12 protein-coding genes are annotated in these 13,736 nt (G+C 43.2%); 8 read left to right on the forward strand and 4 right to left on the reverse strand.

Going from position 1 to position 13,736, the window contains the following annotated elements:
* Nucleotides 1-13: 13 nt before the first annotated feature.
* The 3 genes from pdxA to lptD form a co-directional block, all read right to left on the reverse strand.
* Entirely contained in the window at nucleotides 14-997 is a 984-nt protein-coding gene (gene pdxA, locus K5R16_RS07785) for a 4-hydroxythreonine-4-phosphate dehydrogenase PdxA (RefSeq protein ID WP_220736977.1), read from the reverse strand.
* A 5-nt stretch (nucleotides 998-1,002) separates the two neighbouring features.
* Entirely contained in the window at nucleotides 1,003-2,307 is a 1,305-nt protein-coding gene (gene surA / locus K5R16_RS07790) for a peptidylprolyl isomerase SurA (protein WP_220736978.1), read from the reverse strand.
* A 125-nt stretch (nucleotides 2,308-2,432) separates the two neighbouring features.
* Nucleotides 2,433-4,757 (reverse strand): LPS assembly protein LptD, encoded by a 2,325-nt coding sequence (gene lptD, locus K5R16_RS07795; RefSeq protein ID WP_220736979.1) that lies wholly within the window; start codon nucleotides 4,755-4,757, stop codon nucleotides 2,433-2,435.
* A gap of 156 nt (nucleotides 4,758-4,913) precedes the next feature.
* Between lptD and K5R16_RS07800 the strand changes: the two genes are divergently transcribed.
* From K5R16_RS07800 to K5R16_RS07820, 5 genes are read left to right on the forward strand one after another with little or no spacing between them, the layout of a single operon-like run.
* Nucleotides 4,914-5,915 carry an aminoglycoside phosphotransferase family protein gene (locus tag K5R16_RS07800; protein WP_220736981.1) on the forward strand — a complete coding sequence of 334 codons (1,002 nt, stop codon included), beginning with the start codon at nucleotides 4,914-4,916 and terminating at the stop codon, nucleotides 5,913-5,915.
* Nucleotides 5,912-6,580 (forward strand): N-acetylmuramate alpha-1-phosphate uridylyltransferase MurU, encoded by a 669-nt coding sequence (gene murU / locus K5R16_RS07805; protein WP_220736982.1) that lies wholly within the window; start codon nucleotides 5,912-5,914, stop codon nucleotides 6,578-6,580. The genes K5R16_RS07800 and murU overlap by 4 nt, the downstream gene beginning before the upstream one ends.
* The gene (gene djlA / locus K5R16_RS07810) at nucleotides 6,580-7,359 is read left to right on the forward strand and encodes a co-chaperone DjlA (protein ID WP_220736983.1); all 780 of its coding nucleotides are present in this window, start codon (nucleotides 6,580-6,582) and stop codon (nucleotides 7,357-7,359) included. The genes murU and djlA overlap by 1 nt, the downstream gene beginning before the upstream one ends.
* Before the next feature lie 40 nt (nucleotides 7,360-7,399).
* Nucleotides 7,400-8,011 carry an outer membrane beta-barrel protein gene (locus tag K5R16_RS07815; protein WP_220736984.1) on the forward strand — a complete coding sequence of 204 codons (612 nt, stop codon included), beginning with the start codon at nucleotides 7,400-7,402 and terminating at the stop codon, nucleotides 8,009-8,011.
* A gap of 17 nt (nucleotides 8,012-8,028) precedes the next feature.
* Complete coding sequence (locus tag K5R16_RS07820) at nucleotides 8,029-8,985, forward strand: D-2-hydroxyacid dehydrogenase (protein ID WP_220736985.1); 957 nt, start codon at nucleotides 8,029-8,031, stop codon at nucleotides 8,983-8,985.
* Between the two features lie 87 nt (nucleotides 8,986-9,072).
* Here K5R16_RS07820 and purT read toward each other — a convergent pair whose 3' ends face one another.
* A complete protein-coding gene (purT, locus tag K5R16_RS07825; protein ID WP_220736986.1) occupies nucleotides 9,073-10,248 on the reverse strand; it encodes a formate-dependent phosphoribosylglycinamide formyltransferase in 1,176 nt (391 codons plus the stop codon).
* Between the two features lie 280 nt (nucleotides 10,249-10,528).
* On the opposite strand from purT, the gene K5R16_RS07830 reads away from it, so the two are divergent.
* The 3 genes from K5R16_RS07830 to K5R16_RS07840 all read left to right on the forward strand — a co-directional run bounded on the left by K5R16_RS07830 (nucleotide 10,529) and on the right by K5R16_RS07840 (nucleotide 13,619).
* Nucleotides 10,529-10,930 (forward strand): DUF3302 domain-containing protein, encoded by a 402-nt coding sequence (locus tag K5R16_RS07830; RefSeq protein ID WP_220736987.1) that lies wholly within the window; start codon nucleotides 10,529-10,531, stop codon nucleotides 10,928-10,930.
* Between the two features lies 1 nt (nucleotide 10,931).
* On the forward strand, nucleotides 10,932-12,068 hold the full coding sequence (locus tag K5R16_RS07835; protein ID WP_220736988.1) for an HlyD family secretion protein: 1,137 nt from the start codon (nucleotides 10,932-10,934) through the stop codon (nucleotides 12,066-12,068).
* Between the two features lie 81 nt (nucleotides 12,069-12,149).
* Nucleotides 12,150-13,619, forward strand: a complete 1,470-nt coding sequence (locus tag K5R16_RS07840) for an AAA family ATPase (protein WP_220736989.1) — start codon at nucleotides 12,150-12,152, stop codon at nucleotides 13,617-13,619.
* Nucleotides 13,620-13,736 lie beyond the last annotated feature (117 nt).

The raw sequence follows: 13,736 nt of genomic DNA on the forward strand, positions 1-13,736 counted from the left end.
GGTTAACTTTTCACTAATTCTTTGCGGCCAAATCAATGGCTCTATTTAATGCACAGACAAAACTACCAATATCAGCGGAGCCAGTGCCTGCAAGCTCTAGGGCCGTACCGTGGTCGACCGATGTTCTTATGTAGGGTAATCCTAGAGTAATATTGACTGAACTGCCAAAACCTCTAGCTTTTAGTACTGGAAGGCCTTGATCGTGGTACATAGCAAGTACCACATCTGCATCTTCTAAGTATTTAGGTTGGAACAACGTGTCTGCAGGTAATGGACCGATGATATCCATATCCAGCGCTCTTAATTCTTCGAGTGCAGGAATGATAGTATCAATCTCTTCTCTGCCTAAATGACCGTCTTCCCCAGCATGTGGATTTAGGCCACAGACATAAATTCTCGGGTTGGGAATGGCGAATTTTTCAACCAAGTCCTGGTGAAGAATTTTTATTATTTGATGTAAGCGATCGCGAGTAATGGCTTTTGATACATACGCGAGAGGAATATGTGTTGTCACCAATGCAACCTGTAAGCCAGGGGCTGCTAGCATCATAACCACATCTTGACAGTTTGCCTGATTGGCAAAAAATTCTGTGTGGCCGCTAAACGGGATCCCCGCTTGGTTGATGATTCCTTTATGCACTGGACCTGTTACCACGGCGTCAAACTCGCCGACCATGTTTTTTTCTCCAGCGAAACGCAGGGTATCAACAACATAGTGGCTATTTTGCTCATCAAGCTTGCCACATACCACTTCGCTTTCTAGAGCAAAAGGCACAATAGTAAGCGTACCAGCTTCTTGTGCTTTAGGAGCTTGGTTCGGTTGGTAAGGGCGCAATTGAATAGCGAGACCGAGTTTCTTAGCTCGAGCTTGTAGCAATTCAGGATCAGCACAAACGACTAGCTCAGCAGGCCAAGCCTGCTGAGCTAGTTGAATCACTAAATCTGGTCCTATCCCCGCCGGTTCACCCGGCGTGATAGCGATTCGTTTAGTCGACAATATGGTTAACCTCGGTTTGGTTCCGGCTCGAAAATATCAATAAATGCTTCAGCACGCATTTCATCTAACCAGTTCTGTAACTCTTCGTTAAACTTACGGCGATAGATTAACTGGTGAGCGCGGTTTGTATTAAACTGTTCAGTAGCATCCGTGGTGCGTCTTCCTTCAAGCTGAACAATATGCCAGCCGTGAGTCGAGCGGAATGGCTCACTGATTTCGCCTTTCTTAAGGGAATTCAATGCTTGTTTAAATGCAGGAACCCAAACATTTGGATCTGCCCAGCCCAATTCACCACCTTTTACTGCCGAACCTGGATCTTCTGAGTATTGGCGTGCAATGTCTTCGAATTTAGCTTCGCCAGAAAGGATCTGAGCTAAGAATCTATCCATCATGCCTTTCGCTCGTTCCTCTGACAGGATCGGAGACGGCTTTAGCAGAATATGACGAGATTTAACTTCTTCAATCTCTTGGGTTTGCAAACCTCGAGCATCCATTATTTTCAGGATATGAAGTCCTGCGCCACTTTTGATGGGGCCAATGACATCATTAACCTTGGCATCATTGACGACTTCGGCAAATAAAGTTGGCATTTCATTGATGTTCATGTAATCCCAAATACCACCCTCTAGCGCTTTTGGGCCTGAAGAGGCTGCAATGGCAATACTTCTAAAGTCATCACCATCTTTTAGACGTTTCAGAACTGTATCTGCTCTTTTGCTAGAAGCTTCAAGTTGGGCGCTGGTTGCATCACTAGGTACATCAATAAGAATGTGACCTATCTGAAATTCAACGTCTTTTAGGCCTTGTTCATTAATAAGACTTACTAAGTTGTTAATTTCTTGCGGTGAAACTTGGATACGACGCTGAACTTGAATACGTTGAATCTCGCCAAGCGTCACTTCTTCACGGAGCTGCTCTCGGTACTGGGCAAAAGAGGTACCGTCACTTTCGATCTGAGCTCTCATATCCTCAACAGATATTTTTTGCTCTTTAGCGATATTCGCAATGGTTTGATCTAATTGCAGATCACCAATATGCAGTCCTATACGGTCGGCCATCTGCATCTGCAGGCGCGTAAGGATCAGGCGTTCAATAACTTGAGTGCGCAACGCAGTATCTGACGGTAGCTTCTGACCCGCATTAGCAGCGTTTGCTTTAATGGTTTTAACCATGCCTGCAACTTCACTTTCTAAAATGATGCCTTCATTTATTTGTACTGTGACTCGGTCTAACGGTTCAACCGCAGCGTGAACAACTTGGCTCATCGCCAATGTTAGTAAAGCAAAAATCAATCTGTTACAGCGTTTCATCCACAAAAATCCTTGGCATTTATGAGTGTCATTTGCGGTATTCGCATACCGTGTTAATGATTCTTTTGTCCTGCTTTGACTGCTTGTCTTCAGCTAGGTTCAGCATTTTAGCTAATTTTGTTTATCTAATTCTTCAAGTAAAGCGGTTTACGATAGTTAAATAGACCATCGTCAAGCATATCTGAAACCCCTAAAGGACCCGAACCGCCTAAGCCTTTTATCACGAAGTTTAAGTAAACACCGCTTTCAAATAGCTCTCGAGTATCATTGACTGGGTTGTCTTCGTCAACGTAATTAGTCTTAATTCGATAATGATAACTCAAACGTACTGCCCAGCAACATGATTCATATTGAAATCCAGTATAGGTTTCTACGCTGCGGCTCTCATTGAGGTCATAATACCAGTTTCCAACCAGATATAAGTTGTCGTTAATTGGCCATGCACCTCTAAAGCCGACTTGCTTAATATCGACGGACTCATTGGTGTTGGTATTGAGTAAGTCGGGCACATAACGATAACTGGCCTGTAATAGCTTATTTTTACCTGGGCGATAATCAACCGTTAATTCACTCTTCTTGTTTTCGCTCTCTTTGGCGTCATATTGAATCGAGCCGCTTAAGAACCAATCGGCATAGAGTTGGGTGCTGAGCTCTGCGGCTAGTGCGGAGTTCGAGGTGTTCTCCTGAACAAATGTGTCGGCACTGCCGTTGACATCATTGATGCCTACACGGCTATCTTCTAAATAAATAATTTGACCTAAGCTGAATTTAAAAATCTCTTTGTTCTGTTCGTCAAACAGCTTGGTGGTTAAACCTAAGGTAAATTGATTGGCATCAGCAATTCTATCTAAGCCTGAAAAGCGACGTTCGCGAAACAGGCCGTTATAATCTTCTTGTAACTGAGCGGTATCGTAAATACCAATATTCGATTGATCTTCATAGCCAACATAAAGGTACTGGAACTGGGGCTCTAAAGTTTGACGATAATTAGTATTAAAGTAATCAGTAAAGCGTTCGAAATTGATCTGACCATGAATTCGAACTTGCGGTAGCGTACGGTTGACGGTGTCATCAAGTGGCGAGTTTGCCAAATTTGAGTTGTCGTCTTGCCAATAATTAGTTTGCAGTAGTTTAACTTCACTTGTTAGTGAACCTGCTGGGCCATGAATCGGATATGAAATACTCGGCTCAATATGCAAACGCGTCGCGGTTGAGTATTCACTGTCTTGATGGGAGAAGTTAGTGACTTCACTCATCAAGTTAACATCAAAACCGCGCCAGTATTCAGGTGCTCGATAGTTAAAGGTAAACTGTGGCATAACTTGGTAAGGTTTTTCCTCCTCTCCAAGTACTTTAATATCTTGCACGCGGCCGCTTATGTCCCAGTTTTCTTCAAAATAACTAATTTCACCAATCCGAGTTAACTGGTTATCTGTCGCACGTTGAACATCGGAATTAAGATCGTTGAAGTAGTTATTATCAGAGACATCGGTGTAGTTAGCCAATACGCGCCAATTTTTGTCTATGGCTCCGCTATGTTCCCAATGATACAGGTAACGATTCGGACTGTTGGTTAACTTATCGTCGTCGGGTAAAAATTCGAAGTTCAATTGACCTTGCTGCTTTTCACCAGCCAGATATCTAAACTCTGTTTTGGTATATAAACCACGAGCAGACATATAGTTAGGTGTAAATGTAAGATCAAACTCAGGTGCAATATTCCAATAATAAGGCACGGCAAATTCTACGCCGTTAGTGGTACTGGTACTAAACGATGGGAATAAAAAACCTGATTTTCGTTTATCTGATACTGGAATTGTCATGTAAGGAATATACATAACGGGTACGCCACCAATTTTAAGCTTGGCGTCCCAGATCTCTCCCCACTCCTCAGTGCTGTCAATTTTTATTTTGTCAGCTTCTAGTAACCAAGATGGCGAATCGGGAGGACAGGTGGTGAAGTTAGTCTTGGAGAGCAGTAAATTGTTATCTTTGGTGATCTCCAGTTTATTGGCATCACCATGAATTTGTTGTCCGTGCAGCCAATACTGTGCGCCGAGTAATGTGGCACTATTACTGCGCATCTTAGCTACTAAAGAATCGGCGGTAACGGTAAACTGCTCATCTTGAAATACCAAGTTACCGTTGGCGGCTAGCTCCTCAGTCTCTTGATCTAAAATAGCCTCATCCGCAGAGATGTTACGTCCGCCTTGACTAAAACTCACATCACCACTGAATTGGGCTTGTTTGCCCATTTGTGCTTTGGAGCTGTCAGAAATGATAGAGATACGTTCAAGATCTGCTGGGCTGTCTAAATCATACAGCGGCACGTACGGTTTTACTGGAGGCTCAATAACACACTGCGAACTTTCAACAGTTGCAGTATTGGCGTCATTTGCCAAGACTAATTGGGGAAGCAGGCTCAAGGCCAGAAAATAACGGATCTGCATCTTAGGTCAATTAATTATGATTTCTTAGTCTGGACTATTGAAGAAGAGAAAAGTTGCACCCTTTCTTGGGCAACTCAGCCAAATAATTTGTTTCAATCGCTTAGCTGTTTCCATTTTGTCGTTATAATAAAGCAATTTCTTCTTAAGAGCCATGAGGTGCCCTTGTCAGATCCTAGATTTATTCAGTTAAATGCATGGCTAAAGCAATATTTTAGCTCAAATATTACCCCAGAGCTTATTTCGGGTGACGCAAGTTTCAGGCGATACTTTCGGGTTGTCGTTGATTCAGTTTCTTATATTGTAGTTGATTCGCCGCCAAAGCTGGTGCCAATAACGCCATTTATACAAATAGCTGAAAGTTATTCAGCTATAGGTATTGCTGTTCCTAAAGTGGTTGCTAGCGATGTTCAGCAGGGCTTTATGCTCCTTAGTGATCTTGGTGATATCCAATTGCTATCGGTGCTGACCGCTGGCAATTTGACCGACTACTATCAAAAAGCGTTATTACTGCTTAACGATATTGCTCAAGTGACAGCGACTGAACAGGGCGCACTGCCTATTTACGATGATGAATTTGTGCTGCGAGAGTTGAACATCTTTATCGAGTGGCTAGCAGTTCACCATCTAGGGTTGGCGATGGATGAAGTTGAGTCGCGTACTCATGATATTTTCGATATTTTAGTTGAGAATGTCAGACAACAGCCTCAAGTTGGTATGCATCGAGATTATCACAGTCGTAACATCATGCTGCAAGATGACGAGCTGAAGGTGATTGACTTCCAAGATGCGGTTATAGGACCTGTGACTTATGATGCAGTTTCACTATTGCGCGACTGTTACATTCGTTGGCCTGAACCGATTGTCAACCAGCTGATGTCGCACCATTATAAGCAAGCGTTAGAGGCTGGGTTGTTGTCTACAGCTGTGAGTTTCTCACAATATCAGCGTTGGTTTGATCTGATGGGACTGCAACGACACATCAAAGCTGCAGGCATCTTCGCTAGATTGAACTATCGAGATAACAAGCCTGCATATATGGCCGATATTCCGTTAACATTGGAATATATTCGCGATATTGCTAGTCGTTATGCCGAACTTACAGAATTTAGCCAGTGGATTACAAACGTTATCATTCCAGCTGTAAAGGCCAAACCATGAAAGCAATGATTTTAGCGGCTGGACGGGGAGAGAGACTGCGACCGTTGACAGACCATTTACCAAAACCTTTGGTTGAAGTAGCCGAGAAACCTCTTATTATTTACCACTTAGAAAAGCTCGCCAAAGCGGGCTTTAAAGAGGTGGTGATCAACCATGCATGGCTAGGCCATAAGCTAGTTTCTACACTGGGAGACGGCGCCACTTGGGGGCTAACAATCAGTTATAGCGAAGAAACCCAAGCGCTGGAAACCGGCGGTGGAATAAAAAAGGCACTGAGCTTACTTGGCGATAAGCCATTTTTTGTTATTAATGGTGATGTCTTTATTGATACTTTGCCAAAAATCAATGAATTGAACGATGGAGAACTGGCACATCTATGGTTGGTTGATAACCCTATACAGCATCCCGCTGGCGATTTCGCACTAATAGAAGGTAAAGCTTCGGTGCTTGGTGAGAACAAGTTCACCTTTTCAGGCATGGGAGTATATCATCCTGCTCTGTTTGGTAATATTGCCGAGCAAGCTTTTGCACTCGCGCCGCTACTGCGAGAAGCGATGGACAATGGTAAGGTTTCTGCAGAACATTTTGCTCCATATTGGTGTGATGTTGGTACGCTAGAACGTCTTAACAAAATTGAAGAGCGTGAAGTACAAAAGGGTAAGTAATGCGAATTTGGGGTAAGGTTTTCGGTTTTATTATTGGCTATATGTTCGGTCGCCTTGGCGGTGCCATTTTTGGCTTGTGGCTTGGGCATATGTATGACCGCCGTCAAAGTGCTAGAGCAGGTATAGGCAGTAGCAGTAAGCGCCAAGCGCTATTTTTCAATACCACATTTGCTGTCATGGGGCATGTAGCAAAAGCGTCTGGTCAGGTTACAGAAGTTGATATTCGTATTGCAAATGCGCTGATGGATCAAATGCGTCTTACTGGCGATGCAAGGGCCGATGCGCAGGCTGCGTTTAGAGAAGGTAAAGAGAGTGACTTCGATATTCACGCCTGTTTGAAGACGTTTAGATTGATCTCTATGGGTCGTAAAGAGCTACTACAGATGTTCTTAGAGATCCAAATTCAAACGGCGCTATCAGACGCGAAGCTGGATCCTAAAGAACATACGATTCTATCGACCATTGCAAAAGAGTTAGGCTTTAGCCAAAAGCAACTCGATGAACTGTTGGCAAGATGGCAAGCTGAATTCAATTTCCATCAACAGGGCGGAGCGGGTCATCAGACTTCCGTTGCTGATGCTTATGACGTGTTGGGAATGGAAGAGTCGATGTCAGACCAGGATATTAAGCGTGGTTATCGTAAGTTAATGAATGAACATCACCCTGATAAACTGGTGGCCAAAGGTTTGCCACCTGAAATGATGGAGCTGGCAAAAACAAAAGCACAGGATATTCAAGCCGCTTATGATAGGGTTAAAAGTGATAGAGGTATGCGTTAAGCCTTGAATTAGTGAAAGTAAAATAATAAAAGGAACTGTCATGAAAAAGAGTCTAGTACTTGCATTGATCGGATTATGCTCCTTACCCGCTGCTGCTGAAGTCTATGTTGCCCCTTTTGGAGGGTATAGTTTCGGCGCCAGCAATTTTGATGTCTACAGCACTCAAGGTGAAGATAGTGGCACCGTGAAGCTGTCAGAATCTGAGAACTATGGCGTTATGCTCGGCTTTACCACAAAAGATCCCGGTAATGTTTATTTACTCTATAGTCACCAATCTACTGATCTGCGCGCAAGTGGCAATTTTAGCCCTAATATCATTTCTAAAATGGATGTCGACTATTTTCATGTTGGTGGCAGCCTGTATTTCCCAGTCGAAAATGTAAAACCTTATGTGACTACCAGTCTTGGTTTGACTCAGCTACGCCCCAGTGGTGAATATTCTAATGAAACTCGTTTTTCGGTTGCGTTAGGTGGCGGGGTTGAGTATCAAGCGACTAACGCGCTGTCATTATTTGCCGAAGTAAAAGGCTACGCGACTTTTATTAGCGCAGACAATCAACTCTTTTGCAGTGGCCAAGGTTGTATCTGGAATATTCAATCTGACATTATGTGGCAAGGCCAAGCTAATATCGGTGCAAGTTTGAAATTTTAAAAATGTGAGAGTGATAAATGCGAATAGTGGTATTAGATGGATATGCATTGAATCCTGGCGATCTAAGTTGGCAGCCTCTTGAAGACATTGGAGAGTTGGATTGTTTTGAGCGTACACCAGCACAAGATGTGTTGGCGCGCAGCAAAGAAGCCGAGGTATTGTTCACTAACAAAACGGTGCTTGATGCCGCTACCTTAAAGCAGCTTCCGAAACTTAGATATGTCGGGGTGCTTGCCACTGGCACAAATGTGGTTGATATCGATGCTGCTAAAGCACTTGATATCGTGGTCACCAATGTTCCAGGTTACGGCCCTGACGCTGTAGCACAAATGGTATTTGCGCATATCTTACACGCCACACAGCAAGTTGCTCGTCACTCTGATGCTGTTATGCAGGGGAGATGGTCATCAAGTGCTGATTTTTGTTTTACCCTGTCGCCGCTGCAATCACTTAAAGGTAAAACCTTAGGCTTAATCGGCTTTGGTGATATTGGCCGCACAGTCGCCCAAATCGCGCTAGCGTTTGGTATGAAGGTGATGGTTAATACTCGACATTCCAGTCTTAAACTACCCATGGGATGCACTTGGGTAACGCAAGATGAGTTATTCCTCAGCGCAGATATCGTATCACTGCATTGCCCATTAACAGCTGCTACTGACAAGTTCATTAATCAAGACGTACTCAGGAAAATGAAACGTAGCGCTATGCTGATAAACACTGCTCGTGGCGGCTTAGTTGATGAAGTGGCTTTGGCTGATGCTTTGGTAAAAGGGGAGATAGCTTTTTGTGGTGTCGATGTTTTATCGACAGAGCCACCTGAAGCAGACAATCCACTGCTATCAGCGCCAAATATTACTATTTCACCGCATAATGCTTGGGCAACCATTGAAGCAAGACAAAACTTGTTAAATATTGCTGTAAATAACCTGATTGCTTTTTTAGCAGGAAAGACAATTAATAGAGTTAACGAGTAGCATGATTGGTTGAAAAAAGGCTCTGTATCTCAGCAGAAATATAGAGCCTTGTTAGTCAGTTTTAATCAACTACCTTTAGCAAAGCTGTTAAAGAACGACGTTAACTTTACTGGCAGAGGTCAGTGCTTTGTCGACTGCTTTTTCAATGCTGCTATCTCTGGCTAGTGCAACACCGAGTCGTCTGCTGCCATCAATCTGTGGTTTACCAAATAGTCTAATTTGAGTATTGGGCGCTACTAGCGCTTCAGCAACTCCAGAAAATTGAATATTAGTCGATTGGCCATTGGCTAAGATCACCGCTGATGCACTGGGACCATGTTGTACAATATTACTGATAGGCAAGCCTAAAATTGCCCGCACATGCAGTGCAAACTCAGATAAGTCTTGGCTGATCATAGTCACCATACCGGTGTCATGGGGGCGAGGTGATACTTCTGAAAAGTAAACATCATCACCTTTGATAAATAGTTCAACACCAAACAAGCCATAGCCGCCAAGTGCCTTTACCACTTTTTCACCGATATCTTGTGCTTTAGCTCTAACAACATCTGACATAATTTGTGGCTGCCATGATTCTCTATAATCACCATCCTCTTGACGGTGGCCAATAGCGTCGCAAAAATGAATGCCGTTTATGGCGTTAATTGTTAGTAGAGTAATTTCGTAATCAAACGCGATAAAGCCCTCAACAATAACGCGTCCACCGCCAGCCCTGCCGCCTTCTTGGGCATACTGCCAAGCCGAGTCTATTTGAGCTTCATCTCGAACCACGCTTTGGCCTTTGCCTGATGAACTCATTACCGGTTTTACCACACAAGGTAAACCAATCTGGCTAATGGCCTTTCTAAATTCGTTTTCGGTATCGCAAAAGAAATAAGGTGAAGTTGGAATTGATAATGTTTCAGCAGCTAAACAGCGTATGCCTTCTCTATCCATGGTCAACTGTGTTGCTTTGGCTGTTGGGATTATATTTACCCCTTTGGCTTCTAGTTCAACCAATGCTTGGGTGGCGATAGCTTCAAGTTCAGGGATCACCAGATCAGGTTTTTCTAAGTTGATGACCTGCTCCAATGCCTCGGGATCTAGCATGTTTATCACATGGCTGCGATGCGCAATCTGCATTGCCGGCGCATTTGGATAACGATCAACGGCGATAACTTCAATACCAAAGCGTTGCAGTTCAATGGCTACTTCTTTACCCAACTCTCCACAACCAAGCAGCATAGCGCGCTTAGCGTTTTGACTTAATGCAGTACCTATCATCTTTTTTACCTTTGTTTAAATTGTAGGGATGCTCTCCTTGCTGCAATGTAAACAACATAGGGGCATTATTTATTATTGTTTTTAGTCTACCTTGCCAATTGAGCTCGCAATGTAGCATTGACGATAAACGTGCGGCAGATCACGCTGATTTAGAAAAACACTCTATGCTTATATAATGTTTTAATTCAAAAAAACATAGCTTTGTAAGTAGTTTGTTGCCAAGATGTTTGTATAGAATTGACAGTTATAGATGTAATCAAAACAATAAAAGGAGAGCGCTGTGTTTTTAGATTACTTTGCGTTAGGCATCATATTTTTTGTCGCCATTTTTATTTTTTACGGCGTAATAGCAATACACGATATTCCTTATGAAATCGCTAAAAAGCGAAATCATCCGCAGCAAGATGCTCTGCATGTTGCGGGCTGGGTGAGCTTATTCACACTACATGCTATATGGCCATTTTTGTGGATTTGGGCGACACTTTATCGCGAAGACCGAGGTTGGGGTTTCAGCCAAGTAGTTGAGAAAGAACAGATATTAGAGAGTGAGGTTAAAGGCCTGACTGAAACGGTTAGAAAACTGGAGCAAAGATTAGCTGCAGTTGAAGGTATCAATGCTACCGCTGAGTTGAGCAAATCTGTCGTGGATACGACTAATATCACGCCAGAGGAGAAAGTGTAATATGGATTTACTACTGATTCTTACCTACACCGCTGTGTGCATTGCTATTTTTAAAATATTTAAAATTCCGCTAACAAAATGGACTGTACCCACTGCTATTTTAGGCGGTATTTTTATTGTCGGTGCTTTAATTTTATTAATGAACTATAACCATCCTTACACACCTTTTGCTAAGGATATGTTTGTTTCGACGCCTATAAACCCATTAGTTAGAGGCGTCGTGGTTTCGGTTGACGTGGAACCTAATACTCCGATTAAAAAAGGCGATGTGTTGTTTAAGTTGGATGCAACTGGTTACGCCGCTATTGTGAAGCAAAAGCGCGCAGCATTAGTTGCTGCCGAACTTGAAGTACCTCAATTGGAGGCTGCTTGGGAAACTGCTAAGGCTGCTGTAATGAGAGCCGAGGCTGATAGAGATAGAACTAAGTCTGCATTCGACCGTTATGAAAAAGGCCGCAAACGAGGTGGTGCTAACTCACCATTTACAGAGCTAGAACTGGACAACAAACGTCAGCTCTATTTAGCTGCTGAAGCACAGCTTACTGCAGCAAATGCCGAGGCGTTACGTGTAAAACTGGCATACGAGTCTAACGTTGACGGGGTGAATACTAAAGTCGCAGGAATTCAGGGAGAGCTTGAGAAAGCGCTGTTTGATCTTGAGCAAACCGTGGTGCGAGCACCTGCTGATGGTATGGTGACACAGATGGCACTGCGCCCAGGAATTGTTGCTGTCCCTATGCCGTTAAGATCATTACTGAGTTTTATTCCGAATGAAGATCGTCTTTTTGCTGGCGCATTTTGGCAGAATTCTCTGTTAAGGCTTAAAAAGGGAGATGAAGCTGAAGTTATTTTAGACGGAGCACCAGGGGTAGTATTTAAAGGTAAAGTCGCTCAAGTATTACCTGCGATGGCTGAAGGTGAGATCCAATCTGGTGGGCGATTAATTACAGCAAGTTCAATGACATCTCGTGGTCGTTCAATTGTTGTTATTGAGCTTGAAGATAGAGAGATTCTCAATCAATTTCCAGCGGGTGTATCTGGACATATCGCGATATATACCGAGCACTTTGCTCATGTGGCAATTATGCGCAAAGTCTTGTTGAGAATGCAGGGCTGGTTGAACTACCTATTCCACTAAGAGTTGAGTCGTTGAGTTTGATAAAGGGACCTTTTAGGTCCCTTTATTGTTAGTAAATTTTGATAATTAAGGTTGTAAAACATGCAAGATATAAGGGATTTAACTGCGATTTTACGCTCCAACACGCCTATCGTGGTTATCGAAACCTATGAAGAGTATCGAGTTCTAGATTTACTAAAAAGGGTGTCACAAGTTTTATATCAACCGTTATTTAGCTGGAGCATCACCAAGGGCTTATCTCGGGTAGATAAACAGCTAGGAGTGCAAAAATTTAACAGTGAACCTGCCGATATATTAGGACAGATAAAATCAACGCCTCAAGGAGGAATTTATGCGCTTTGCGATTTTCATCCATTTGTCATTGATGAGCCGAAGAATACCCGTTTACTAAAAGAGATAGCACTAGAGTATGAATCGTTAAAGCACACTATCATCTTGATTAGTCATGCTTTTGATATACCGCCTGAAATCAAACGCTATTGTGCCCATTTTAGATTGTCTCTGCCAAACAGTACTCAGCTTCTTAATATTATTCAGCAGCAGGTCAGACAAGCAAATCAACAGGGCTTGAACATTGAAGTGGATGAGTCGGCAGCGTTAAAGCTCGCAGATAATCTTCGCGGAGTCACATTTGATGATGCCCGTCGCCTAGCTCATAAGGCAATTGTTGATGATGGAGCTATTACTCACTCAGATATAGATCTTGTTAATCGAGGTAAGTTTGAACTGCTTAATATGGATGGGGTGCTGCAGTTTGAATATGACACTAGTGATTTTTCTCAAGTTGCTGGTTTGCATAATCTCAAGCAGTGGCTGCAGCATCGTAAGCCGCAATTAGAGCAGACCTGCAATATTGAAAGCCCTAAAGGTATCTTGCTACTCGGAGTGCAAGGAAGTGGTAAAAGCTTGGCGGCGAAGGCGGTTGCTGGATTATGGCAAAGGCCGTTACTAAAACTTGATATGGCAGCGCTGTATAACAAGTATATTGGTGAGACGGAGAAGAATCTACGTCAAGCATTAACGTTGGCCGATCTGATGTCACCCTGCGTATTGTGGATTGATGAAATAGAGAAAGGCTTAAGCAGTGGTGATAGCGATGATGGTACTTCTAAACGGATATTGGGCACCGTACTTACCTGGATGGCTGAGAGGAAGTCAGAGGTGTTTTTAGTTGCTACGGCAAATGACATCAGTGCACTGCCACCGGAGCTGATGCGAAAAGGGCGTATGGATGAAATATTTTTTGTCGATCTTCCTGATGATGAGATCCGCCAAGCCATCTTTCTTATTCATGTACAGAAGCGAGGTATAGAGCCTAATGTATTGGACTTGGCGCAATTATCGATAGCGAGTGAAGGTTTTTCGGGAGCTGAAATTGAACAAGCGGTGATCTCAGCAATTTATACAGCCAGAGCGACTAATCAAAGAGTGGATCAACAGGTGCTAATGACTGAACTGCTCAACACTCGACCCTTATCGGTCGTTATGCGTGAGAAACTTTCAGGCTTAAGAGAGTGGGCATCGGGGAGAACTGTCAATGCGCACAATTAAAATACTCGCTTATGTACCACGATTAATAGCAATTAAGACCTTGTCGATATTATTCAGCATTGGTTAAACTGGCGGTAAAATTGCGCGGGTACTCTGAACTCATCACAGCAGCGCTTC

The organism is Shewanella sp. c952 (assembly GCF_019654975.1).
Lineage (GTDB): Bacteria > Pseudomonadota > Gammaproteobacteria > Enterobacterales > Shewanellaceae > Shewanella.